This is a genomic window from Bacillus sp. ABA4_010 (assembly GCF_056159105.1).
Genome location: NZ_JBSWUN010000003.1, coordinates 2,178,436 through 2,205,220 on the forward strand (window position 1 = coordinate 2,178,436; position 26,785 = coordinate 2,205,220).

Annotated in this window: 21 protein-coding genes, 1 pseudogene and 1 riboswitch; of the genes and pseudogenes, 5 read left to right on the forward strand and 17 right to left on the reverse strand. The window is 41.4% G+C overall.

The window, feature by feature from the left end:
- Positions 1-20 precede the first annotated feature (20 nt).
- Positions 21-434 (forward strand): VOC family protein, encoded by a 414-nt coding sequence (locus ACXAEO_RS12175; protein WP_474881266.1) that lies wholly within the window; start codon positions 21-23, stop codon positions 432-434.
- 73 nt (positions 435-507) lie between these two features.
- Here ACXAEO_RS12175 and ACXAEO_RS12180 read toward each other — a convergent pair whose 3' ends face one another.
- Positions 508-1,002, reverse strand: a complete 495-nt coding sequence (locus tag ACXAEO_RS12180) for a TraR/DksA C4-type zinc finger protein (protein ID WP_474881268.1) — start codon at positions 1,000-1,002, stop codon at positions 508-510.
- A gap of 190 nt (positions 1,003-1,192) precedes the next feature.
- On the opposite strand from ACXAEO_RS12180, the gene ACXAEO_RS12185 reads away from it, so the two are divergent.
- Positions 1,193-2,749, forward strand: a complete 1,557-nt coding sequence (locus ACXAEO_RS12185) for an RQC-minor-2 family DNA-binding protein (protein WP_474881272.1) — start codon at positions 1,193-1,195, stop codon at positions 2,747-2,749.
- Positions 2,750-2,816: 67 nt separating this feature from the next.
- Here ACXAEO_RS12185 and glnA read toward each other — a convergent pair whose 3' ends face one another.
- Positions 2,817-4,181 carry a type I glutamate--ammonia ligase gene (glnA, locus tag ACXAEO_RS12190; RefSeq protein ID WP_474881275.1) on the reverse strand — a complete coding sequence of 455 codons (1,365 nt, stop codon included), beginning with the start codon at positions 4,179-4,181 and terminating at the stop codon, positions 2,817-2,819.
- Between the two features lie 418 nt (positions 4,182-4,599).
- On the opposite strand from glnA, the gene ACXAEO_RS12195 reads away from it, so the two are divergent.
- Positions 4,600-5,127 carry a hypothetical protein gene (locus ACXAEO_RS12195; protein WP_474881278.1) on the forward strand — a complete coding sequence of 176 codons (528 nt, stop codon included), beginning with the start codon at positions 4,600-4,602 and terminating at the stop codon, positions 5,125-5,127.
- Positions 5,128-5,244: 117 nt separating this feature from the next.
- Positions 5,245-6,120, forward strand: coding sequence for a vanadium-dependent haloperoxidase (locus ACXAEO_RS12200; protein ID WP_474881280.1), 876 nt, complete (start codon positions 5,245-5,247; stop codon positions 6,118-6,120).
- 238 nt (positions 6,121-6,358) lie between these two features.
- Here the strand turns inward: ACXAEO_RS12200 and ACXAEO_RS12205 are convergent, their stop codons facing one another.
- The 3 genes from ACXAEO_RS12205 to pruA form a co-directional block, all read right to left on the reverse strand.
- Positions 6,359-7,624, reverse strand: a complete 1,266-nt coding sequence (locus tag ACXAEO_RS12205; RefSeq protein ID WP_474884124.1) for a Glu/Leu/Phe/Val family dehydrogenase — start codon at positions 7,622-7,624, stop codon at positions 6,359-6,361.
- Between the two features lie 92 nt (positions 7,625-7,716).
- Positions 7,717-8,919: an ornithine--oxo-acid transaminase gene (locus ACXAEO_RS12210; RefSeq protein ID WP_474881282.1), complete on the reverse strand. Its 1,203-nt coding sequence runs from the start codon at positions 8,917-8,919 to the stop codon at positions 7,717-7,719.
- A 68-nt stretch (positions 8,920-8,987) separates the two neighbouring features.
- Positions 8,988-10,535, reverse strand: a complete 1,548-nt coding sequence (gene pruA, locus ACXAEO_RS12215) for an L-glutamate gamma-semialdehyde dehydrogenase (RefSeq protein ID WP_474884126.1) — start codon at positions 10,533-10,535, stop codon at positions 8,988-8,990.
- A 357-nt stretch (positions 10,536-10,892) separates the two neighbouring features.
- On the opposite strand from pruA, the gene ACXAEO_RS12220 reads away from it, so the two are divergent.
- Positions 10,893-12,323 (forward strand): sigma-54 interaction domain-containing protein, encoded by a 1,431-nt coding sequence (locus tag ACXAEO_RS12220; RefSeq protein ID WP_474881285.1) that lies wholly within the window; start codon positions 10,893-10,895, stop codon positions 12,321-12,323.
- Between the two features lie 181 nt (positions 12,324-12,504).
- On the opposite strand, the gene hutG is transcribed toward ACXAEO_RS12220, so the two are convergent.
- The 12 genes and pseudogenes from hutG to ACXAEO_RS12280 form a co-directional block, all read right to left on the reverse strand.
- A complete protein-coding gene (gene hutG / locus ACXAEO_RS12225) occupies positions 12,505-13,458 on the reverse strand; it encodes a formimidoylglutamase (protein ID WP_474884129.1) in 954 nt (317 codons plus the stop codon).
- Positions 13,442-14,719: an imidazolonepropionase gene (gene hutI, locus ACXAEO_RS12230; RefSeq protein ID WP_474881287.1), complete on the reverse strand. Its 1,278-nt coding sequence runs from the start codon at positions 14,717-14,719 to the stop codon at positions 13,442-13,444. Before hutI ends, hutG begins: the two co-directional genes overlap by 17 nt.
- Before the next feature lie 4 nt (positions 14,720-14,723).
- A pseudogene (hutU, locus tag ACXAEO_RS12235) lies at positions 14,724-16,398 on the reverse strand (urocanate hydratase).
- 14 nt (positions 16,399-16,412) lie between these two features.
- Positions 16,413-17,936 carry a histidine ammonia-lyase gene (gene hutH / locus ACXAEO_RS12240; protein ID WP_474881289.1) on the reverse strand — a complete coding sequence of 508 codons (1,524 nt, stop codon included), beginning with the start codon at positions 17,934-17,936 and terminating at the stop codon, positions 16,413-16,415.
- Between the two features lie 122 nt (positions 17,937-18,058).
- Complete coding sequence (hutP, locus tag ACXAEO_RS12245) at positions 18,059-18,508, reverse strand: hut operon transcriptional regulator HutP (protein ID WP_474881292.1); 450 nt, start codon at positions 18,506-18,508, stop codon at positions 18,059-18,061.
- A 413-nt stretch (positions 18,509-18,921) separates the two neighbouring features.
- Positions 18,922-19,080, reverse strand: a complete 159-nt coding sequence (locus tag ACXAEO_RS12250; protein ID WP_162831911.1) for a hypothetical protein — start codon at positions 19,078-19,080, stop codon at positions 18,922-18,924.
- A 196-nt stretch (positions 19,081-19,276) separates the two neighbouring features.
- Complete coding sequence (locus ACXAEO_RS12255) at positions 19,277-19,984, reverse strand: TerC family protein (RefSeq protein ID WP_474881294.1); 708 nt, start codon at positions 19,982-19,984, stop codon at positions 19,277-19,279.
- Positions 19,985-20,159: 175 nt separating this feature from the next.
- Positions 20,160-20,262, reverse strand: a riboswitch (yybP-ykoY riboswitch).
- A gap of 53 nt (positions 20,263-20,315) precedes the next feature.
- Positions 20,316-20,474, reverse strand: a complete 159-nt coding sequence (locus ACXAEO_RS12260; protein WP_474881297.1) for a hypothetical protein — start codon at positions 20,472-20,474, stop codon at positions 20,316-20,318.
- A gap of 365 nt (positions 20,475-20,839) precedes the next feature.
- Positions 20,840-22,105 (reverse strand): 2-oxoglutarate dehydrogenase complex dihydrolipoyllysine-residue succinyltransferase, encoded by a 1,266-nt coding sequence (gene odhB / locus ACXAEO_RS12265; RefSeq protein WP_474881299.1) that lies wholly within the window; start codon positions 22,103-22,105, stop codon positions 20,840-20,842.
- A 65-nt stretch (positions 22,106-22,170) separates the two neighbouring features.
- Positions 22,171-25,062: a 2-oxoglutarate dehydrogenase E1 component gene (locus ACXAEO_RS12270; protein ID WP_474881301.1), complete on the reverse strand. Its 2,892-nt coding sequence runs from the start codon at positions 25,060-25,062 to the stop codon at positions 22,171-22,173.
- 465 nt (positions 25,063-25,527) lie between these two features.
- Entirely contained in the window at positions 25,528-25,656 is a 129-nt protein-coding gene (locus ACXAEO_RS12275) for a hypothetical protein (protein ID WP_474881304.1), read from the reverse strand.
- Positions 25,657-25,895: 239 nt separating this feature from the next.
- The gene (locus ACXAEO_RS12280; protein WP_474881307.1) at positions 25,896-26,717 is read right to left on the reverse strand and encodes a MerR family transcriptional regulator; all 822 of its coding nucleotides are present in this window, start codon (positions 26,715-26,717) and stop codon (positions 25,896-25,898) included.
- Between the last annotated feature and the right edge of the window lie 68 nt (positions 26,718-26,785).

Below are 26,785 nucleotides of genomic sequence, written 5' to 3' on the forward strand. Positions count from 1 at the left end.
AAATAGAGGAGTGTTTAATCATGAAACATCAAGCAACCCCTTACTTAACTTTTAACGGAAACGCACGAGAAGCGTTAAATTATTACAAAGAACTATTTGAAGGAGAAATTTTACAAATTCAAACGTTTGGAGAAGCAGATTTTCCAACTCCACCAGAAGCAGACAACCTTGTGATGCACGGACAATTGAAAAAAGATGCCTTACTCCTTATGGTATCAGATGCTTTTTTGGGACAATCTGTTGAAATCGGAAACCACATTTCCTTAGCTCTTGAATTAGAAAGCGAAGAAGAAATCCAAACGTTATATACAAAATTAAGCGAAAAAGGTTCCATTTTAATGGAGCTGCAAGATACATTTTGGGGCGCAAAATTTGCAAAAGTAAAAGATTGTTTCGGCGTTATCTGGGATTTAAATTACACTATTACGAAATAATTGAAGCATTTTACAGAAGAAAATCCAGCCTCCTTTTTGAGACTGGATTTTTTCTTCCATATGACTGCCTTCTTTAAAACGCATCATGCTCTCTTTCTAAACTAGAGATCGTTAAAGTATTTTGCCTTTGTACTGTTTCATCATCTGTCAACTCTTGCATATGTTGAGCATACGCTCGTTCACTCGTTATCCCGTCCTTTACAGCTTGCTCATATGCTTGTTGTGCTTGAGCAGTACGCTTTGCATAAGGCAATACTTGTAAACGTTCAAATGGAATCTCTTCCCCTGTATCTACACAAATGCCATACGTTCCTTCGGCCATCCGCTCTAACGCTTCTTGAATCTCATTTAAACGCTCTTCATCTGCCGCTTCAAGCGTTAGCTCCTTTTGCCGTTCGTACAGTTCACTGGAAGAGTCAGCCAAATGATTGTCGATTCCTCCGTTCAGTTCACCTGTCTCCTCATTCATTGATGACATTTCCGTTACTTTCTCACGGTCCGTTAGCTCATTTTTCATCATTATTAATCTATGTTTTAACTCTTTCATTTGAATTTCTGTCAAGTTCACTAAAATCCTCTCCTCTTCTTTTCTACCACCATTTTTCGTTCATCTTCTCATTCATTCTGTCATTTGAACCTTTAATGAAAGATGTATATCCCTTTCATTCCCTGTTGATACTCTATTCAAACAACCTGCACATCCAAACTTTTTCTTTTTATGCAAACAAAGTAGAATACGGGTGAAAGGAGAAAGACAGATGGCAATACCTGAACAATTATTAATCAACTTTGAACCATACCCAGCCTTAACATTTATTCCACTCGGAAGAAAAAACAAAACGGTTCGCTCCCTCGGCACTAAACATATAAAGGGGCTACTGACAAGAATGAACGATAGCATCGAAGCAGTCATGAATAATCTTTCTGAAGAAGAGAAACGCCTTCTCTCTACTTTTTTATATGAAAACAAAGCGAGCGGATTCCCTATTCCGATTGGAAAAAAAGATGAACTTCATCCTTCTTTTTGGAAACCAGAAACCTTTTTATGGAAAGGTTATAATGAGCATACTGGTATTCCCATACACTCGGAACAATTTTATCCAGAAACCTTTACGAAGATGTCAAAAGAAGCGTTAACTCCATATATTGAAAAAGTTGTAAACGACTATATGTTTTGTGCACGCGTTCATGACTCAACACGGGATGAATGGCTAAAGCAGATAAACAAAAAGTTTTTTGAACACCCTCTCATCTCGCTGTACCATGAACATAAAGAGGCCATTGAGGGGGCCGAAAAAGTGAAGCGTTCACCGCTCTTATTTTTAATGGAAGATCCTGATCAAGTCGCTTTTTGGCGTGGAAGAGTCGAAATCATTATGCGCCCGTTCCGCTCCCTCACCTATGAGGTATTCCACAACGGTCTTACATCTTGTCCTCACGGGATTCATTTAAGCTTTCATTCTGCTTCTGAAACGATTCATGCACATTGTGACCGCTGTCATATCTCCCTTACGTATGATGTTGCCGATAATGAAGTCACTTTAAAAGAAGAATTTGACGTGAGACTTACCAGTAAGCGAATTGCCACAATGAAAAGACAGTTTCACGAAATGATGCGGCAAAATGAAGCACTCTTAGAAAAATTAAAATTGCTGCAACAATGGAAAACGAATCTATCTGTCTATAAAGAGAGACTCGACAAAATTTGGGACATTCGAAAACAAGTGAATCTATACGCACTGCACGAAAAGCAAAATCTGCTACCGCCTGCTTTAACATTCATTCAAGCTATTTTGGACAGTGAAATGTCCAAGCAAGAAGGCCCACCTTCTATTTCTTGGTTCGCACAGTGGCACGTGCCAGATGTGTCTCTTCTAAACGACATACACGATGCTAATTCCTGGATGAAAGAACCGTTCCTTGAAAAGACGATCCAACATCTGCTCGAAAACGAGGAAGAACGACTTCTTCAAACGAAACAAAGTTTGCTTCATATACGAGCGGTAATCGGAAACATCCACCTACTACCCTCACAGCTTCAATTAATATTAGAACTTGTTGATACATTAGGAAAACAGGAAAACCAGCAAATGTACAGCCAAATTTTAATGGGTACTTTAACAAGCAGCATGAGACATAAACAATTTGACCGCTTATCTGCCTTTCGTTTATTTTCTTCCTTTAAATTGAAACATGTGCTTCCCATCTTCGATTCCCTCCAAACGTGGGAACTCATTCAAAAAGAAAAGCAAGGATTTTCGTTAACAAACAAAGGCACACATCTATATGCGTATTTATTGGAGCACAGAGAATAAAGAGGGACTGGCCATTAGCTAGTCCCTAAAAAAGCCCTGATACCAGAGGTACCAAGGCTTTGAGTGATTAAAATTTACTTTGATAGTTTACTAACTCCCAAGTGTGAACCGCTGTACGGTAGCTATCCCACTCTGCTTTTTTCATGTTTACATATTCTCCAAAAATATGCTCACCTAATGTTGTACGAGTTAAATCACTATCTTTCATTTCAGCTACAGCTGCATCAAGGTTTCCTGGAAGGTTCTCGATACCTAATTCTTCACGACGCTCCTCAGACATATGGAAAATATCTTCATTGATGGAAGCAGGTGCTTTTAATCCTTTTTCAATTCCTTCAAGACCAGCTGCTGCAATTACCGCAAATGTTAAATAAGGGTTAGCAGATGGATCTGGACAACGAAGTTCTACACGAGTCGCCATTCCTTTTTTAGCTGGGATACGGATTAATGCAGAACGGTTCGATGCTGACCATGCGATGTAACATGGTGCTTCATAGCCTGGCACAAGACGCTTGTACGAGTTAACAAGCGGATTCGTTACAGCTGCAAAACCTTTCACATTTTCAATTAAACCAGCAATGAACTGATATGCTTCTTCTGATAATTGCAGTTCATCTTCCGGATTATAGAACGCATTTTCTCCATCTTTGAAGAAGGACATGTTCACATGCATTCCAGATCCGTTAATGCCGAATACCGGTTTTGGCATGAATGTTGCGTGCAAGCCATACTTACCAGCAATCGTTTTTACTACCCATTTATATGTAGTTGCACGGTCCGCTGCACCTAAAGCATCTGCATATTTGAAGTTGATCTCATGCTGACCTTCCGCTACTTCATGGTGGGAAGCTTCAATTGTAAAACCCATTGCTTTTAAAGCACGATAAATTTCTAAGCGAACACGCTCCCCAAGGTCTTTTGGAGATGGCTCAAAGTATCCTGCGCTGTCACCAAGCTCCATTGTCGGATTTCCATTTTCGTCAGCTTTGAATAAGAAGAATTCCAATTCTGGACCAACCGAAATTGTATATCCGTGCTCTGCTGCGCGTTCAACTGTTTTTTTCAGCGCATTACGAGTGTCCCCTTCAAATAAAGTCCCATCAGGATTGGTAACAGAGCAAAGGAATCGTGCTTCCGCATAGCCTTCTTCTACCGTCCAAGGAAGAACTGCGAAAGTGGATAAGTCTGGCAATAAGTAAAGATCGGATTTATTAATCGGAGAAAATCCTTTAATGGAAGAACCATCAAACATCTGCTTTCCTTCTACTACATCATCAAACTGTTCTACTGTTACTGTAATATTTTTTAAGATACCTTCAATGTCGACAAATTGCAGATGAATTAATTCTACACACTTGTTTTGAATAGTCTCTTTAATTTGCTCTAAAACTGCCGCGTCATTTTTCATTTCAGAAATCATCGTTTGTCCCATGTTAGATAACCTCACATTCAATGTCGTAATTTATAACATGAGTTTATTATATTGAATGTTTTTTCATTTGACAATACTTTTCCTCGATGTTTTTATAAAATTTTCTGTATTTTTATAATATTAATAAAGAAACCGTTTTCAATGTTCGGGAATTACTCTATAAGACGAAATACACTCACCTTTTTTCTATACATTTATTAAACTTCAACTATTCTAAGGGCATTGAATGTCATTACTTAATGTAATGATTCGACACATCTTTATTCAATCGAGAACATCACAATCGTTGATTCAAGCAACTTGATTTCCCCCTCAAATTTTCTAGATTGATTTATATAAATCACCTAATTATTTGAAACTATTTTCCTTTTTTATCCGTATAACTTAGTAACAACCTAAAGATAAAGAGGAGACAAACATGAACCGAACGCAAAAAATGATGACAGGAGTATTAACGTTGCTCGTATCTACTACAACCGCATGCAGCACTCACACAGGGGGGCAAGAGAACTATTCGATAGAAGAACCTTCTATTACAACTACCTATCAAGAAAGTGACATCACACCTGCAGGAGAGGATGTGTTTCCAGCAGAAGAAGAAACCCTAATAGAATATGACGGAAGTACAGAAGAATGGAGCATAGAAACAGAGCAAGAAGATGAAGAAGAATATAACGAAGAACTACCAGTCGAACCTCCCTTAGACTCGGACTGTTCTTATTGGGAATGGGACGAAGAAACAGAAGCTTACTATTGCGAAGACACAAACTCTTCTTATGCCAACCATTATTTTCACGGCGGCCATTACTATGCAAACCAGCATGCTTTAATGAACAGCTCTAGCTATCAATCTTCGAAAAATCGTGTTCAATCGAGTAATCCCAGCAGTTCCAGCACTTACAAATCTGGTATCGGCAGTGGAACGACTGGCGGATTTGGAGGTTAAGTCATTGAAACCTCTCTTCCGCAAGCGCCCTTTTCAAGGTCATCCCCCCTAAGTCGGCATACTATATAAAGAGCCTTCTTTTCTAGAGAAGGTCGCTAGCCGGAAGGAGGTTTAACAATGAAAGAAGCTTATCTTAATTGGGATAAAATCCCTTATGCAGGAGAAGAAGCTCCTCCCAACAACGCGGAAGAGCCTCTAGCAAACTCCTGGAACATGTTTTTCTTTCGTCTCGGAAGAAACGGGCAACTCATTACGAAGGATGGACAGTGCCATTACCTCAACATCCAACACCCGAAAAAAATTGATTGGGAGAAACAATTACGAATTGTTCATCAAACACTAAAGTATTTAACTCCCACCCAAATTGATATCGCCCACTATTGGGGAACAGGTGTCGCTACGAAGCAATGGACACCCATTATAGATCGACTTATCGACACGTACGGAGTATCCGCAGCAAGAGCAGGACGTATTTTAGCTTGTACACAAACAGCCATTAACGATGCATTCGTGATGACATGGTACTACAAGTACAAATGGCTTGTAGCCCGCCCAAATCAACTGGACCCTAACCTTGAGACCATCGTTTGCACACCACGTCACCCCTCTTACCCATCTGGGCATGCAGCAGTAGCTGGTTGTGCAGAAGTGATGTTAAGCTACTTTTTCCCTGGAGAAAAACATCGACTGCGAAAACTAGCACAAGAATGTGCAGATTCCCGACTGTATGCAGGCGTTCACTTCCCTATCGACAATACGGAAGGGCTAGCCATCGGCAGACAAATCGGTGAGCTCATCATTTACCAATTAAAGCAGCAACATAATAGCGATCGTGCCCTCATTGATGAACCGTATACAAATAATCTTCGTGCCAATCTTATGCCTCCTCCATACGAACAAACCATCCCGTACGATTTTAACTCTTGCTGCCAATCAAAACTAGTAGGAGATTCCTCCCCTACCACTCTCCCAAAACCTAAACTATATTGTTAACCGAAACACGAAATATTTAAAAAAACGTTTGTGAACGCCCTTCTATTAATAAAGCGATGTCGAATCATAAAGTGAAATGTATAGATAAGTTCCATTTCTTTCTTTGTATGTAAAATGGACCGTTTATGACAACTCCTGCTATTGCGGAGTTGTCATAACGGTCCATTTTGCTGAGAGTGTCTGAAAAATGATTTTCCCGTTTCAGATGCCCTCTTCTATATCTATTGTACTTAATGCCTTACACCCAACCCCTGAAACGCGATGCCTCTGCTACTTTTCGAATCCCAACCATATATGCCGCTAAACGCATATCTACCTGGTGGCTTTGAGAAGTTTGATAAATGCTGTCAAACGAATCAATCATGACTTTTTGCAATTTCTCAGCTACTTCTTCTTCCGACCAATAGTAACCTTGGTTATTTTGAACCCACTCAAAATACGAAACAGTTACACCGCCTGCACTTGCTAAAATATCAGGTACGAGAAGGACATCTTTTTCGGATAAAATCTTTGTCGCTTCAAGAGTCGTTGGACCATTGGCTGCTTCTACGACAATGGACGCTTTGATGCGATCAGCATTTTCCGCTGTAATTTGGTTGGAAATAGCAGCAGGCACTAAAATGTCACAATCCAGCTCCAACAGTTCCTCATTTGTAATGACAGTATCAAAAAGCTGAGACACCGTTCCAAAGCTGTCACGACGATCCAATAAATAGTCAATATCGAGACCATTTGGGTCATGCAACCCACCATATACATCAGAAATTCCGATTACTTTTGCACCAGCATCATGCATGAACTTCGCTAAGAAACTTCCTGCATTTCCGAACCCTTGAATGACAACACGCGCACCTTGGAGATCGATTCCTTTTTTCTTAACTGCTTCTTCAATACAAATGGTCACACCACGCGCCGTTGCGGTTTCACGGCCATGAGAACCTCCAAGCACAAGCGGCTTGCCAGTAATAAAGCCTGGTGAATCAAACTCACGAAGACGGCTATATTCATCCATCATCCATGCCATAATTTGCGAATTTGTGTATACATCTGGCGCAGGAATATCTTTTGTCGGTCCAACGATTTGGCTGATTGCCCGAACATACCCACGACTTAAGCGCTCAAGTTCACCAAATGACATTTTACGCGGATCGCAAATGATACCACCTTTCCCGCCTCCATACGGCAAGTTAGCAATACCACACTTTAAGCTCATCCAAATAGACAATGCCTTCACTTCATCTTCACTGACTTCCGGATGAAAACGCACGCCGCCTTTTGTCGGTCCAACTGCGTCATTGTGCTGGGAGCGATACCCTGTAAACACTTTAACCGTCCCATCATCCATCCGAACCGGAATACGAACCGTCAATAAACGAATTGGCTCTTTCAGCAAATCGAATACTTCTTCCGCGTACCCTAGTTTATTTAACGCATTTTGAATAACTGTTTGAGTGGAATAAAATAAATTCAGAGATTCCTTTTCTTGCTTTTGTTCTTTTGACATCGTTTCTAATACCGTTTCAGCAGGCATCATTAACACCTCATAAATTATGATAAAATAGTCCGTTCAATTAATATTGAAAAAGCTCGTTTCACTTACACCGAAAGAACACGGCTAATTTTCTCAATCGCCCAATCTAAATCTTCTTTTGAAATGACAAGAGGCGGTGCGAAGCGAATAACTGTATCATGTGTTTCTTTACATAATAAGCCTTCTTCTTTTAGCTGTTCACAATACGGTCTTGCTGCTTCCGTCAATTCAACACCGATGAACAATCCTCTTCCACGCACTTCTTTAATCATTGGATTTTCGATTTCAGCCAACTTTTCTTTAAAGTATTGACCTAACTCTTGAGAGCGTCGGGCTAACTCTTCTTCTTCAAGAACTTCAAGAGCTGCAACTGATACAGCACAAGCAAGAGGATTTCCACCAAATGTCGAGCCGTGTGAACCTGGGTTAAATACCCCTAAAATATCTTTGTTCGCGACAACGCAAGAAATCGGGAACACACCGCCACCGAGCGCTTTTCCTAAAATAAGCATATCTGGTTCTACATCTTCCCAATCGCACGCAAACATTTTCCCTGTACGAGCAAGACCTACTTGAATCTCGTCGGCAATGAATAAGACATTTCGCTCTTTACATAGTTCAGACGCAGTCTTTAAAAATCCTTCCGGCGGTAAAACAATTCCTGCTTCACCTTGAATCGGCTCAATTAAAAATGCGGCTGTATTTGGTGTAATTGCTGCTTTTAACGCCTCAATGTCCCCGTACGGAATTAGCTTAATACCAGGAAGCATCGGCCCAAAACCTCTTTGATATTCTGCTTCTGATGATAAAGAAACCGCTGTCATCGTACGACCGTGGAAGTTGCCGACACAAGCGATAATTTCTGCTTGGTTCTCCGCAATTCCTTTTACTTCATAGCCCCAGCGGCGCGCTGCTTTCACTGCTGTTTCAACCGCTTCTGCTCCCGTGTTCATCGGAAGTGCCATATCTTTTTTCGTTAGTTGACAAATTTTCTCATACCACGGGCCTAGTTGATCATTATGGAAGGCACGGGATGTTAACGTAACGCGGTCAGCCTGATCTTTTAATGCTTGAATAATTTTTGGATGGCGATGTCCTTGGTTTACAGCTGAATATGCACTTAACATATCCATATACTTTTTGCCTTCCGGATCTTTTACCCATACTCCTTCTGCTTCTGAAATAACAATCGGCAGCGGGTGGTAGTTATTAGCGCCAAATTGTTGAGTTTGATCAATGATTTTCGTCGTTTTTGTAGTCGTTGTCATGTTTGTTCCTCCCTTGAAGTCTTTTATTTTGTACAGAGAGCGGATCCTTCCGCTCTCCGCTTTTTAGCTTACAGCGTTTCAGATGTTGTTTTTGCTTGCATGTGAAGAAGCAAGTAATCAGGTCCGCCCGCTTTCGAGTCCGTACCTGACATGTTGAAGCCGCCGAACGGTTGGTAGCCGACAATCGCGCCTGTGCATCCGCGGTTGAAGTACAAGTTTCCAACATGGAATTCTTCACGTGCACGTTCAATGTGCTCACGGTTGTTTGAGACAAGTGCCCCTGTTAAACCGTAATCTGTGTTATTCGCAATTTCCATCATATGATCGAAGTCACGTGCTTTGCAGAATGCGACAACAGGCCCGAAAATTTCTTCCTGCATTAAACGAGCGTTTTGGTCAAGGTCGGCAAAAATCGTCGGTTGAATGAAGTATCCTTTCGAATCATCTCCTTCACCGCCAGTCATCAGTCTGCCTTCTTCTTTCCCAATTTCAATGTAATTCATAATTTTGCTGTAGGATCTTTCGTCAATCACTGGCCCCATGTATGTGTCCACATCTTCTGGATTACCAAATGTCAACGTTTTCGTTAACGCAACGGCTTTTTCTAACACTTCGTCATACACATCTTGGTGAACAACTGCACGGGAACCAGCCGAACATTTTTGACCTGAGAAACCAAACGCTGAGTAGACGATGGAAGACGCTGCTAAATCTAAGTCGGCATCTTTGTCGATGACCATTGTATCTTTTCCACCCATTTCTGCAATCACACGCTTTAACCAAATTTGGCCTGGCTGTACTTTCGCGGCGCGCTCATAAATGCGGCAACCAACTTCACGAGAACCGGTGAAGGAAACGAAACGTGTTTTTGGATGATCGACTAAGTAGTCTCCAATTTGCGACCCGCTCCCTGGCACGAAGTTTAATACGCCCGCTGGAAGGCCTGCTTCTTCCATTAACTCCACAAATTTTGCCGCAATCACTGGCGTCGAGTTTGCTGGTTTTAATAAAACCGTATTTCCAGATACAATCGCCGCCACTGTTGTCCCTGCCATAATCGCTAATGGGAAGTTAAACGGTGAAATGATAATGCCGACACCAAGCGGAATGTAATGGAATTGGTTAAACTCACCTTCACGGCTGTTAACTGGAATGCCGTCTTTTAACTTCAGCATTTGACGTGCGTAATATTCTAAGAAATCAATCGCTTCAGCTGTATCAGCATCCGCTTCCTTCCACGGTTTCCCGGCTTCTTTAACGAGATACGCCGAAAATTCATGTTTGCGGCGGCGCATGATCGCAGCGGCACGGAATAAAATGTTCGCACGGTGCTCCGGCTTCCATTTTTTCCACGTTTCAAAGGTCGTCAAAGCGGCTTGCATCGCTTTTTCCGCTAATTCTTGGTCCGCCATCGACACACTTCCAATCACTTCTTCTTTATTGGCTGGGTTGATCGATACAACCTTATTTTCTGTTTCAATATATTCCCCGCCGATCACAAGCGGATAATCTTTTCCTAATTGTGTTTGCACATAAACTAAAGCGTCTTGAAACGCCTTTTTGTTTTCTTCTACTGCAAAATTTGTAAATGGTTCGTGTTTGTAAGGTACTGTCATCATCTTGTTCCTCCTAAACGAATAATGTTCTTTGCTTATATTATTTTGCAAGTTGCGTGCCAACTTTTTGATCAAGGCTCATAAAAAAGCAGGTTTCACTCTCTCAAATAGAAGCGTGTGCGTTTCCACCCTTGATTTCAAGCGGTTTTTTCACCTCTCAAAAAATTTTGTTTCTCCTTATTCTTTCATTCATGTTTTCAATCTATGAAAAATCCACTCATGAATCGGCACGAAATTACGCAAAATTTATTTGCATAGCAAAATTTATTTGCACTCATAAATGCAAAATTTATTTGCACTATAAATTCATCTATGCTAAAACTAAAGAAATGACATGGAAGAAAGGAAAAATGATAGATGGAAAAATCAACTATAGTGAAACATTTACAATATGTTAATCAAGTGTATAAGCGTATTGTAAATGAGGTTGACATTGGTATTCATGCAGTAGATGAAACAGGCAACACCATCATCTACAATAAAAAAATGGCTGAAATTGAATCAATGGACATTGAAGATGTGTTAAACAAAAACTTAATGGACGTATTCATGTTTACTGAAGAACAAGACAGCACACTCGTACAAGCTTTACAAAACGGAAAAGAAGCGGTGAATGTAAAACAAACTTATTTTAATAATAAAGGTAAAGAAATTACGACCGTTAATCACACATTCCCGATTATTGAAAGCGGAAACATTCAAGGAGCTGTCGAAATTGCCAAAGATGTCACAAAATTAGAACGGCTCATTAAAGGAAATATGAAACAAAAAGGTAACACAAGGTTTACGTTCGACAGCATTATTGGCACGAGCCCTGCCATATATGAAGTCATTGAAAACGCCAAACGTGCTACAAGGACCTCTTCCTATGTATTGATTGTCGGAGAAACCGGAACAGGGAAAGAGCTGTTTGCTCAAAGTATTCATAACGGAAGCAGCCGTTCGTCTGCCCCTTTCATTTCCCAAAACTGCGCGGCTCTTCCCGATAACTTAATTGAAAGTCTTTTATTCGGTACAAAACGAGGGGCTTTCACAGGAGCTGTCGATCAGCCCGGGTTATTTGAACAAGCAGAAGGCGGCACACTTTTGCTTGATGAAATTAATTCCTTGAATCCAAACTTGCAAGCAAAGCTTCTGCGCGCACTACAAGAGAAAACCATTAGAAGAATTGGCGACACGAAAGATACGCCGATTGATGTAAGAGTTATTGCGAATATGAACGAAGACCCAATCGATGCCATTGCCAATAGTCGAATGCGAAAAGATTTGTATTATCGCCTCGGTGTCGTCACGTTGTTTATCCCACCACTTCGTGAACGAAAAGAGGATATTTTGCCTCTCGCCCAGCGGTTTATCGAAAAATACAATGCGATGTTTCAAATGGACGTTAAAGGAATGAGCGAAGAAGTGCTACAATCCTTTCTCACCTACGATTGGCCGGGGAATGTCAGGGAGCTTGAACATATTATTGAAGCAGCCATGAATATTATGATGGATGAAGATGTTATTATGTATGCACATTTACCATTCCAATACCGGAACAAAACACAAACGAAAGAAAACATTTCCCCAGCTTCCAATGTTCAATCGTTTATTCATGCAAATACGAATGTGACGGTCGACTTGAAAGCACAAATGGATGCCTTTGAAAAATACTATGTTGAACATACACTCAAACAGCATCAGTACAACATCTCCAAGACAGCGAAACTGCTCGGATTAAGCCGGCAGAGTTTACAGTATCGCATTAAAAAGCTTGGAATTGCTGCCCATCACACACTTTCTTAAATTCATTCTCAAAAGGAAGGGGCTGTTCAATAAGTCTCAAAATTTGGAGGAAAATGATTCTTTATCTTTTTATGCAAAATGGACCGTTTATTAAAACCCGTAATATTTCTCGATTTTTGTAACGGTCTATTTTGCGGATGCGGCGGAAAAGAGGTGATTTCCCTCTTTTCCGACACATCCTTCAAATCCATCCGTGTTTTTTCTTCCCTTTTAAAAATGCAAGCAACACATGAGCACCCATTCTGCTTGTCATGTCACGAACATCAAGAGTTGGATCAACTTCAACGATATCCAGCGCTTTCACCTCTTCATGTTCTCCGAGCCATTCAATCGCCTGAAGCAATGTTTGGCTATCCATCCCGCCAGGTCCAATGGCTGGACAACCAGGTGCATAAGCTTGATCGAGTACATCCATATCGACGGAAACGTAAATAAAATCCACTCGCTTCTTTAAATATTGGACACTCTCTTTTAAAATAGTCATCTTATCAGTCAACACGTCTTGCATTGTATAAGCTGTCACACCTTGCTCTCTAGCATATTCAGTATAGGGCTGGCTGTTGGAAAAATCACGAATGCCAATTTGAATGAGGTGTTCGCCCTTTAATACCCCGCTGTCGATTAAGTGGCGAAACGGAGTCCCATTAGTTGGTCCTCCATCTTCCAAGTTACGCAAATCGTGATGGGCATCAAACTGGATGACACCCACTTCCTTTCTTTCTCGTTGAAATCCTTTAATAGACGGATAACTAACCGAATGGTCACCACCTAATAAAATAAGCAAACTTTCCTTATGTTGCTTTCGAATTTCGTTTACCGTTTCAGCAATTCGCTCTTGGGAGGAAATAATATCGGTAGGATGCATGACGATATCGCCATAGTCTGCTAGTTTAATCTCTTTTAAATCGACATTTGCCGCAACGGAGTATGTGCTGTACGATTGAAGCATTTTTCGAATGACAGTTGGCGCAAACAACGCACCGGAATGGCTAATGCTTGACTTGGACAGTGGTGCACCGACTAAGATGACGGAAGGTTCAAGTTCGCCATTTAAAGGTGTTAACAATTCCGACGCCTTATGAACATAACGATCCGTAAAAACCGCTTCCCCCGCTTTTTTAAGATAAGGGAACATGTCTGTCATACGTTGAACCTCCTTCATACACCTTTACACCGTGTTTAAAGACGGCGCGCACATGATTGACTCCATAATGGTAAAGCACATATTGATAATTAGGAGCATCCCACATAACAAAGTCAGCTGGTCGGTGAAGTTGAATTTTACCCGCTTCATCCCCGCGATTGATGGCAGAAGCAGCATTGACTGTGACAGCGTTCCACACTTCTTCCGGCGTCATGCTCAGCTTTAAAACAGCTAAATTCATAATAAATTGTAAATTTTCCGTCGGAGAGCTTCCCGGATTAAAATCAGTTGATAACGCGACTGCACATCCCGCATCAATCATCCTTCTCGCTTTTGCATACTTTTCTTTATTTAAATAAAACGAAGTACCTGGCAGCAAGACAGCAATTGTTTCACTGGTCGCAAGCGCCTCAATCCCTCGGTTTGATGCACCGACAAGATGGTCACCGCTGATTGCTCCAAGCTCCACCGCTAATTCAGTTCCACCGAGCGGATCAATTTCATCAGCATGAATTTTGACGGCAAATCCTTCTTCTTTGGCAAACTGTAAAAATGCTCTCGACTGTTCAACGGAAAAGACACCTGTTTCACAAAAAATATCGACGAACTCTGCTAAATTTTCTTCCTGTATCTTGCCTAGTAGATCTTTCATGTTCTTTAAGAACGCATCGGTGTTTTCTTTATAGTCAGCTGGAATAGCATGTGCCCCCATAAAAGTAGAGACAACATCGACTGGATGCGTTTCATGCAGGCGTTTGGCGACGCGAAGCTGCTTCAGTTCCGCCTCTTCCTCCAGTCCGTACCCGCTCTTTGCTTCCACCGTTGTGATCCCAAAAGAGAGGAGACGATCAAGATGAAAGCGGGCTTTTTCATACAGCTCTTCTTCCGATGCTTTTCTCGTAGCAGCAACCGTGGATAAAATCCCGCCACCTTGCTGTAAAATGTCTAGATACGGAACACCTTGCTGTTTTAGCGTCATTTCATGTTCACGGGAGCCGCCAAATACGAGGTGAGTGTGCGGATCTACAAGTCCAGGTGTCACTAATCTCCCTTTCGCATCTATCACGTGCTTCGCTTTAACTCTTTTCGCTTCATCACTTGAACCGATGAACACAACTTTTCCATTTTTCACACCCACTGCACCATCTTGCAAAAGAGGAAGATGTGACATATTCTTCCCTTTTACCGGTCCAGGAGGATGATTCATCGTCAGCAATTGGCCAATATTGGTTATGAGTGTATCGATATTCATGCTATCACTCCTTTCCATACTTCTTCATCGGAATGACAATCTCCATGTTTTCTGCTGTTTCGATGGCTTTTTCATATCCTGCATCCGCATGGCGAATGACCCCCATACCAGGGTCTGTTGTCAGTACACGTTCTAATCGTTCTCGTGCCAAATCGGTCCCATCTGCTACTACAACCATGCCGGCATGAAGCGAATAACCCATTCCAACGCCACCGCCATGGTGGAAGGAAATCCACGAACCGCCAGCAGCTGTGTTAACGAGCGCATTTAACAATGCCCAATCCCCCACTGCATCACTTCCATCTTTCATCGCTTCTGTTTCACGATTTGGAGATGCGACAGATCCGCAATCTAAATGATCGCGCCCGATAACAATCGGTGCTTTTAACTCCCCTTTTTTCACTAACTCATTAATCGCCAATCCCATCTTGACACGTTCACCATAACCAAGCCAACAAATGCGAGATGGCAAACCTTGAAAGCTCACTTTCTCTTTGGCCATTTCAATCCAGCGCAACAACGGCTTGTGATCCGGAAACAGTTCTTTTACGAGTTGATCAGTACGGTAAATGTCTTCCGGGTCCCCTGACAACGCTGCCCAACGAAACGGTCCTTTTCCTTCACAAAACAGTGGACGGATGTAAGCAGGAACAAAACCAGGGAAGTTAAACGCATCCGCAACCCCTTCATCGAATGCCACTTGACGAATATTGTTGCCGTAATCAAATACAATTGAACCGCGCTTTTGGAACTCCAGCATCACTTTGACATGCTCAGCCATACTCACAGTCGAACGGCGAACATACTCAGTTGGCTGCTCCAAGCGCAAAATGGAAGCCTCTTCAAGTGTCAATCCTGCAGGCACATAGCCGTTTAACGGATCATGAGCCGACGTTTGATCTGTCACAACATCAATATGAATACCTCTTGTTAATAATTGATGGTGAACTTCCGCTGCATTGCCAACTAATCCAATTGAGAGAGCTTCTCCGTTTTCTTTTGCTTCAAACGCCCATAATAACGCTTCATCCAACGAATCTGTCATCCGGTCACAATAGTTCGTATCTAAACGTTTTTGAATGCGGGACGGATCCACATCAACTGCTAATACAACGCCTTCATTCATCGTCACCGCCAGCGGCTGGCGCACCTCCCATGCCGCCTAATCCTGCTGTTAACGTAATCGTCCCTTTCAGAGAGCCACCAAAATGCTTTTTCGCTAACGCAGCAAACGTTTCATATGTTCCTTGCAAAATGCCTTGAGTGCCGATATAAATCCAACTTCCTGCTGTCATTTGGCCATACATCATCAATCCTTTTTTATCAAGTTCATGGAAATGTTCCCAATTCGCCCATTTAGGAACTAAAACCGAATTTGATAAAAGGACACGCGGCGCGTGCTTATGTGTTTTGAACACTCCGACTGGTTTCCCCGATTGAATAAGTAGCGTTTCATCACTTTCGAGGTCGCGCAATGCTCGAACAATAGCATCAAACGCCGACCAATTGCGCGCCGCTTTTCCAATCCCCCCATATACGACAAGATCTTCTGGTTTTTCTGCCACCTCCGGATCTAAATTGTTATAAAGCATGCGCAGTACAGCTTCTTGCTCCCATCCTTTACATTCTATCTCCATTCCCTTTTTGGCCTTGACGTCTCTCATAACTTCTTGATTCATCTTGATTTCCTCCCTTAAATTTTGTTTGCAGGTAAGTTTCCAACAATGAAAACATGCCAGTTCATTTCGTGAAGCCACGCTGCCGCTGCCTCAATATCTTTTGAAAAAATACGGTCTTGTGTAATACTTGGAACAATTTTTCTCGCTTCTTCAAACAACGCTTTTGTAAATGGCGCCAGTTGATCCTTCCCTCTGTATTCGACTGCCTGAAGAGCACAAATTAGTTCGATTGCCAACACACGGCGAACGTTTTGAATAATTTGATATGCATGGCGGGAGCCAATCGTTCCCATGCTGACGTGGTCTTCTTGGTTCGCCGAAGATGGAATCGAATCGACACTCGCCGGGTGAGCAAGCGTTTTATTTTCAGAAACAAGTGAAGCAGCACAATATTGCATAATCATGGCACCTGACTGCAGTCCTGGCACTGGGCTTAAAAACGGTGGTAAGTCATTCAGCTGGGGGTTAACGAGACGCTCAATGCGGCGCTCTGAAATATTAGCAAGCTCAGCGACCGCAATTTTCATAAAATCCATAGCCAACGCGATAGGCTGTCCGTGGAAGTTTCCTCCCGAAATAACTTTTTTACCGTCATCGAAAATAAGCGGATTATCCGTTGCTGCGTTCATCTCAATTTCCAATTTTTCTTTTACATAATCGAGCGCCTGCCACGATGCGCCATGCACTTGCGGAATGCAGCGGAGAGAATAGGCATCCTGCACACGCAGCTCCCCTTGCTTTGTAATAAGTCGGCTACCGTTAATCATTTGACGGATACGTGCCGCGACTTCTGATTGCTGGCGATATCCACGCACATGATGAACATCCGGATCGAAAGCATCTTCAATACCCCGAAGCCCTTCTAAAGTCAAGGCAGCAATTGCCTCTGTTTGATACGCAAGCTGTTCTGCTTCGATGTAATTGACAAGTCCCATTGCTGTCATCGCCTGTGTGCCATTAATGAGTGCGAGCCCTTCCTTTGCCTTCAATGTCACTGGCACGATACCTTCTTTTGATAAAGCAGTAATTGCTTCCATTCGCTTTCCTTTATAGAACACTTCCCCTTCACCCATTAACACAAGTGCCAAATGAGAAAGCGGGGCTAAATCTCCACTCGCTCCAAGGGAACCTTGCTGCGGAATAATTGGATGGACTCCTGCGTTTAATAGGTCAAGTAAACGTTCAATCACTACCGGCCGCACACCGGAAAACCCTTTTAACAACGCGTTCGCCCGAAGAAGCAGCATCGCTCTTGATACTCCTTCTGGAAACGGTTCACCAACTCCGCAAGCATGTGAATGAATTAAATTCCACTGCAACTGCTCCACATCATCTGAATCAATGAGAACATCACTGAATTTCCCAAAACCCGTTGTAATCCCGTACACCACTTTCTTTTGCTTAACAATGTTTTCAACCGCTTCCCGACTCTTTTCTACTTTTTTCATACTATCCACTGAAGCTGTTACGAATGTATGGTCATATACTATTCTTTTCGCTTCTTCAATCGTTAAAGACTGCCCTGTTAAAACAACCATTTTCAACACCCCTCATCCCATCTTTTTTCATTGGACAATATAAAAAGGGAGCCATATTGACAAACGTATCCCGTCGTCAATACAGCCCCCTATTACACTCGTAAACTATAGGCTTATATTATTTAAATGTGATTAATTCCTAATCCCACTGCTTCATGCTCAAACCCGCGAACAGGCGCTCCAATTGTCCCATATACAGCGACGGCAATCCACTCACCTTCTTCTTCGTTTTCAAACGGTTTCCCGCGCACAATCGCAAAACGAAGTCCTGCCGTTCTCAACATCCCGCCAAGCTCAACTTGACCACGTGTCACCCCATGCATCGCCTCAATAATCGCATGATACAATGCATGCATTTCACGATAAATGTCCGGATTAACGAGTCCAAGTCTCTTCGCTGACGTCTCAATTGCTGCCACAATTTTCTGCAGCTCCATTGAACCGACTTTCCCTTTGCCGTAGCGCCAACTCATTCGTGTCAGTTCATTGGTGACTAACGCCTCTTCCCCCTCTTCCGCAAACGCGTACATAATGGCATAACGCCCAATCCTTCTATCAAACAATTTCGTCATGTTGCTACCTCTTTAGAATTTTCTAAATTCACTAATAACTTAATATCATTGTAAGCTCCTATATGACATTCGGTCAACATCTTTTTACCATATTTTACAAAGTTAACAAGGTACTAAAGTAGCGAAATAAAGATTCGTGAATATCTCTCGATTAAGCATTCAACACTAAAAAGGCAGTTTTTTGATCAAATCGAACTTTCTAAATCGATATATATAGAAAAAGAAGGTAGAGTGGAAAATATCCCCACTCTACCTTCTTTTTTATGAACGCACTCCACTTCATCTCATCAAAAGACACTCTCAAACAGTTAGTTTCAACTACTTGAATCGTCCTGCTTAGGTCTAGAAAAAATGACATGACCGCTCTTTGGTCATGTCATTTTTTCTAAATCGATGATATATTACAAACAATATTAATATGCGAAATCAGAGAAACACTCGTCATTATAGTAAACAACTTGTGAAAGAATCTTACAACCTTCCATTTTTTGAAATGCCTCTTTCGCTCCTGCTTCTGTGTCATACTCAAACATCGTCGTGTTTCCTTTTGAATATAGCGTGATTACCCACATACAATATTGCCTCCATTTTATTTTCCGTTTTTCGCCGCCAATTTCATTAAACTGACAAGCAATTTCACTTATTTTCCCAAAAGCATTACCTTTACTTCAGCCATTCTAATCTATGTTACCGCTATCTGTAAAGCATGTAAAAAGAACGTTCATAAAATTGCCTTTTTTACTTTTTATCTACAGATAGAGTCCCTCATTATTGCGATTGAACTTTCGGCAATGTATCTTCTGCGTGCGCTTCTTGCTCAGCTACTTTCCCTTGTTTCCACTTTCCAGCTGCCACAACACCAGCAACCACTAACACTTCAAAAGTATATTTAAGAATATCATTTGAAAAATAGTCCTTTAAAAATGGCTCGCCGACGATCATTTTAGAAGCGGTCCATGCCAGCACTGCCGCACCAATTGTAATAATAGCAGGGTAGCGCTCCACCCATTTTAAAATTAATGTACTTCCCCACATAACGACAGGTATAGAAATGATAAGCCCTAACACAACAAGTAAAAAGCTTCCATGGGCAGCTCCTGCTACCGCAAGTACATTGTCTAGCCCCATTAAAGCATCTGCGATGATGATTGTTTTAATAGCAGCCCAAAAGCTATTTCCCGCCTTTACATCATGACCTTTTTCTTCTACAAGTAGCTTGTAAGCGATAAAGACTAATAGAACGCCTCCTACTAAAAGCAAACCTGGGATTTTTAAAAGCCAGACGACTGCCATTGTTGCCACAACCCGAATTAAAATCGCACCGACGGATCCCCAAATAATGACTTTCTTTTGCTGATGTTTCGGTAAATTTCGTGCAGCTAACCCGATGACAATTGCATTATCTCCGGCAAGTACTAAGTCAATGATTACAATTGCTAACAGAGCAGATAAAAACTCACTGCTTAATATTTCCATTTCCATTCCTCCTTAAAAGCGTTCTTTCTCCACCACTAAATGACTCCCATACATAACATTTCTTTAAAGAGACTGCTAGAGTACGAAATGCGTCTTTCTTACCTGTCCTCCCAACTTTCGGCAAGGCCTTTTAAACACAAAAAGACCTTTGCCGTTAATAGGCAAAGGTCTTGCTGAGCATAACTATGTATTATGCCAACAAAGCCGATGGATGTTTATCCATGGAATGACGACTTTGTTTCAGGACGAACCTGACGCTACTCCCCTTTACGTGAGTGCTATTTATATGTTAGTTGAATTCTAAAACAGACGGAATAATTTGTCAACCTTTTTAGATGGCAATGTCCATAATATGATGGTCGTTAAAATAAACCACTTGAGAAAGAATCTTACAGCCTTGAATATTCTTCAGCGCTTCCCTTGCTTCTAATTCTGTGTCGAACTCAAACATTTTCATAGTGTCTTTTGAATAGACGGTAATAATCCACATATCCCTTTTCCCCCATGACCTCATTTTTTGACCCTTTCATCAAAATAAACGACGCTCCCATGCAGTCATTTATCCTTCAAGCAAGCCGGCACTTCTCAAGTTATTGTCATTTGTGATAAATCAATCATCTCTATTAACGAAAGAGATTTTCACGAAATGAAACGAGTCTTTTTTCTATTTGCTAATGTAGTTATTTTAAACAACAATGGAATTGTTTGTAAATAACTACTTTTATAAATTTATAAAATCTTAATAATTGAGGAACTTTAATGCGAATTGTATAACTGATGATGAACGAAGGTAGATGAGATTCCATAGTAAAAGACCTTTGCCGACGAATGGCAAAGGTCTTTTACATCAATGAATTAGCCTTCTAGTAATAAGGATTCCGGGTCTTCCAATAAATCTTTTACCATAGCCAGGAAGCTCACAGCCTCTTTTCCGTCTACGATTCGGTGATCGTATGAAAGCGCAATATACATCATCGGACGATTCTCCATGCGCTCCTCGTCAATTGCGACTGGACGGAGTTGAATCTTATGCATTCCTAAAATTCCGACTTGTGGCGCATTTAAGATTGGCGTCGACATTAACGAACCGAACACGCCGCCGTTTGTAATTGTAAACGTACCACCTTGAAGCTCCTTTAATGTCAGGTTATTATCACGCGCTTTTTTGCCTAGCTCGGAAATTTCACGCTCAATTTCAGCAAAATTCAATTTGTTCGCATCACGGACAACCGGAACAACCAATCCTTCAGGTGCAGCCACCGCAATTCCGATATCATAATACTTTTTAACAATAAGTTCATCCCCTTGAATTTCAGCATTCAATAACGGGAATTGCTTTAATGCCGCGACAACAGCTTTTGTAAAGAAAGACATGAATCCGAGGCGTACATCATGCTTTTCATAGAAAGCATCTTTTCGTTTCTTTCTCAAATTCATGACCGCTGTCATGTCCACTTCATTGAATGTTGTTAACATTGCCGCTGTATGCTGGACTTCCACAAGACGCTTCGCAATCGTTTGACGGCGACGTGACATTTTAATGCGTTCTTCTGGTTTCGCATGATTTACTTCCGACTGTTTTGGTGCTGTTGCCTGAGGTGCTTTTGGCTGCTGAACCTCTTGCTTTGCCGGCGGCCCCTCAGCATGCGCTTTTACATCAAGCGGGCGAATTCGGCCAAGCGGATCATTGCTTTGGACTGAATTTAAGTCAATTTTCAACTCTCTCGCCAATTTTCGAGCGGCTGGAGAAGCAACTGGACGCTTAGATTTTTCAACCTCTTGACTCACCGACTGAGCACTCGCTTGGCTAACTGCAACCGGTACTGCCTCAAGCTTTTGCTCAGGAACGGTTACTTGTTCCTGAGCAGAGACTGTCCCCGCTTCTACATTAACATCTAAAACGGCAATTACATCGCCAACCTCTACCGTATCGCCAGGTTCTCTTAAAAGTTTTGTGACAACGCCTGAGTTTTCAGCCGATACTTCTATGTTTACTTTGTCTGTCTCAAGCTCTACGATACTTTCCCCTTTGTTGACTTGGTCTCCTACTTTAATCAGCCATTGTAAAACCGTTCCTTCCGAAATGGATTCCGCTAATTCAGGTACTTTAATTTCAATCATGTTCCATATCCTCCCTGTTCCTTAAGACTGCAACAACATTTCGCAGCTTTTGTATATGTGTATTTTTACTGTTTCGTCCAATTTTGTTCTTTTAGTTGTACGTCCCATATACTTTTGTTGCTAAGCGCTTCTGTGACGATACGCTCTTGTTCTTTTTTATGAACATTCGGTTCGCCCCCAGCTGGACTTGAACGATCTGGGCGTCCGATATAATGTACTTTTACGCTGTCTGGAGAAAGATCGTATAAAATTGGTGCAAGATAATGCCATGCTCCCATATTTTTCGGTTCTTCCTGAACCCAAACAATTTCTTTTACATTTGAATAACGGCGCAAAATCTTATCAATTTCGCCAGTTGGGAACGGATATAATTGTTCTACACGAACGACATGGACCCAATCCAAGTTTTCTTTTTCTTTTACTCGATCGATTTCTACCGCAAGATCTACTGCTACTTTCCCAGTCGTCAAAATCAAACGCTCTACTTTTTCCGGCTTACTGCCTAAAGTCGGCTGTTCGATAATTGGCTGGAAACAGCCTTCGCTAAGTGACGTATAAGCTGAAGCAGTCAGCGGGTGACGGAGCAGACTCTTAGGTGTCATAATAACGAGCGGCTGCGCATGATCCGTCCCTGTAATGGCTGCTTGACGGCGTAAAATATGAAAATATTGAGCAGCACTTGTTAAATTGGCAACAGTCCAGTTATTTTCAGCAGCAAGCTGCAAGAATCGCTCCAGTCGAGCACTGGAATGTTCCGGTCCTTGGCCTTCATAGCCATGTGGTAAGAGCATTACAAGACTTGATTTTTGCCCCCACTTCGCACGACCTGCTGAAACAAATTGATCGAACAATGCTTGAGCCGTATTAGCAAAATCTCCGTATTGAGCTTCCCAAAGTACAAGCGTTTCAGGTGCAAATACGTTATAGCCATATTCAAACCCAACTACCGCTGCTTCCGAAAGCGGGCTGTTATGAATCGCGAATGATGCTTTTGCCTGCGGTAAACGGTGAAGAGGTGAAAACGTTTCATCCGTTTCTGTATCATGCAACACAATATGCCGCTGTGCAAATGTTCCACGCTCCGAATCTTGACCCGTTAAGCGGATTGGTGTCCCGTCTTGTAAAATGGCAGCGAACGCAAGCGCTTCCGCTAAGGCCCATTCCACTTTCCCATCACCTTCGAGTGCATCGGCACGACGCTCTAAAATTCGCTTTAATTTCGGATAAATTCGGAAACCTTCCGGCCAGCGCAGTAGCTCGGCGTTTAACTTCCGAAGTGTGTCAAGCGGCACCTTCGTCTCCATATCTGGAATACCTTTAGCAATGAGTTCTGGTACTTCCGCTTCTTTCACTTTCTCATCCTTGTCTTTTTTAGCTACTTTTTCATATTCTGATTGGAGTTTCCCTTGAACTTCCTGATCGATTTTTTCTGCTTCTTCCGCACTGATAACGCCTTGAGACTGAAGCTGTTTTGCATACAAGGTTTTTACTGTAGGATGATTTGTAATTTTTTTATAAAGCTTCGGTTGCGTCACAGCTGGATCATCCATCTCATTATGACCGAAACGACGGTAGCCCACTAAGTCAATTAAGAAGTCTTTTTTAAAGCGGGAACGATACTGGTAAGCAAGGTCAATTGCTGCCAAACACGCTTGTGGATCGTCCGCATTGACATGAATAATAGGAATCTCGTATCCTTTTGCAAGATCACTCGCGTATTTTGTTGAGCGTGAATCTGGACTATTTGTCGTAAAGCCTACCATGTTGTTGGCAATAATATGAATCGTACCCCCAGTGTGATAGCCTTTTAATCCTCCCAAATTCAACGTTTCCGCTACAATTCCTTGGCCTGGGAACGCCGCATCACCGTGAATTAGTACCGCAAACGCTTTTGATACATCTTGCTGTGGATATCCAGCTTCGTTGCGTTCTTCTTGGGCAGCTCTCGTAAATCCGACAACAACTGGATCTACAAACTCAAGGTGACTCGGATTGTTCGCTAAAGATACACGTGCATAAATGGCTTCAGATTCTTCAATCGAACGATCTCTTCCTAAATGATACTTTACATCTCCTGTCCAGCCATAATTGATTCCTCTTGACCCTTCAGAAGGGAATAGGTCTTTATTTGGCGAATGATGAAACTCTGAAAAAATATTGCTATAAGGTTTTCCAAGTACATGTGCCAGTACATTCAATCGTCCCCTGTGGGCCATGCCAATCATGACATTATGAACACCGTCATGGACGCCTTCCTTAATGAGTTCATCAAGCATTGGCACAAGCATATCCACTCCCTCAATCGAGAAGCGTTTTTGTCCGACAAATGTTCGATGTAAAAACTGTTCAAACCCTTCTACTTCTGCCAGCCTCTTTAAAAGAGCGGTTTGTTCTTCTTTTGAGCGAGAACGGTGAATAGCACCTGTTTCCACCATTTCCATTAGCCACGTACGCTCTTCTCGTTCATGAACATGGTCAAACTCATAAGCAAGTGATCCTTTGTGCACTTCTTTCAAACATTTAATCGCTTCATCTGCCGTTTGGACATTTACCGGTGCATGTTCCCAAACCGCTTTGGCCGGAATCGCTTTCAAATCCTCTTCTGTTAAACCAAATTTTTCAGGTTGTAATAAATAAGCTTCATTGACGCTTTTTTCTAAAGGGTTAATTTTAGCAGCAAGATGTCCGTATGAACGAATATATTCAGCGAGCTTTACCGCATTTACCACTTTGTCGATATTAAATGCATTATAAGGGGCAACAACCGAATTCCCACCGCTCTCATTAGCCTCTTCTGTTTCAAACGAAGGAGCCCCCCACGTTTCAAACAGTTCTTTTAATTCCGCATCTACAGAGTCAGCATTATTCGTATAACGCTCATATTGTTCCATGACATAACCAAGGTTTGGACCGTGGAATTTTTGCCATGGATTTTGTTCGTTCTGTTTCATCCCCATGTTTCATACCCCCAGTTGTGGTTCGTAATCTCTTCTAGTATACAACTACAGTATACAGTATTTCTAATAATCTGACTTTCTGAATGTGCCCAATTATCTAAACGATTATTGTTTTCCTGAAATTTTAATGCAATCGCTTTCAAACATAACCATCCAAATAGACTCTCTATATACTAAAGAGTTAGACAAGAAAAGCACAAATTGACATCAACACTGAATCTCGGCAAATAATCGTCTATAACTTTATGTACTTTCTTTCATTTCCTTATACCTAAAAACAGTGTTGAGTTAATAGTAATTCATCCTTGTAGTTATGTAAATAATTGAAAAATAATTTTTCGAAAAAATCTTTTTGTTCATTTTGTTCATACAAAATGAACTTTTCATACAAATAGTTGAATAGCCCACTGCATCCCCATCCGTTTCCTTTTTCCCCATTATCGCACACTCAAGATGAACAATATGTTATGAAGATTTTTTTGTTCCCTCTTTACGGCTTCGTTCAAGAAGCTTTTGTGCACGGATGACAATTTCTCTTGGTTTATCAGGTCTTTTCTTTATACGCAGCTTTTGTAGCAGATTTATTTTCATCATGTTCTCTCTCCTTATAACTCATCACACACGGTGCTTTCAACACACTCGTATCAGCTTTCCCCTTTTATTATAACAGAACGTATGTTCTAAAAACAATAAAAGAGCGGTCTAATACGTCACAAATACTTCAGAACATCCTTGTTTGCTAACTCATACAAAATGGACCATTTACGGAAACCTTGAGTTTTCGTAAATGGTCCATTTTGTTGAACTGTCTGAAAAAAGGAGGGTTCCCCTTTTCAGATAGCCTCTACCAATATTTGAATTTCCGTTAAAAATTCTTCCTTGTTTTTAGAAATGTAATCATCAATAATGGGGCGCTCAATTGCATCACCGATGATAGTATAACCCTGCTCTTCAATAAATTTAAATATACGTTCATAATAAGTTGCCGTTTCAATGCGTCTTTCATTACAGTAAACGCAAACATACATGCCTTCCGGTAATAAAGTCACTAAATCGTTCGCGACTTCATCTTCCTCCAACATTAAAAAAATAGAGTTATATTCTGAAAAATTTCTTTTCCGAATGTTTTCAATCGAGATTGTCACTCCAACCCCGCCGATGAAAATAGAAGCTGTCCGCTCTGATACATTTTCCAATTTCCGTAAAGATAGCTCCAGTTCAGGGGTTGAACGGATCGGTTCTTTCAATCTTAACACGCGCCGCTCTTTTACCTTTTTTAAAAACGGGACACCTACATTCTCCAGTTTCCTTGCTTGTTCTAGCTCTTTAATACGATTTTCAATCCGTTGGTAATTTTGCTGCAATTCTTTTATTCGTTGAAGCGTGTTCTCTTGCTGGTTTTTCAACGTCGTTAAAAAGGAGTCAATATTCCGTTTTTCAAATTGAGCTTTAATTTCTTTTAACGGAATCCCAAGCTCTTTTAAATAATTGATGGTATTCAGATGTTCAAACTGCTCTGTTGAGTAATATCGATACCGGCTCTTTTCATCTACTTTGACAGGTTTGAATAAGTCAATTTCATCATAGTAGCGAAGTGTTTTGACAGGTATGTTATGCAGCTTTGAAATCTCTCCGATTGTAAATTCATTTTTCATCTTTCTTCATCCTTGTTTAATCTATCATTTTATTATATAAGCATATTTGTTCCTTTGTATTGAAGAAG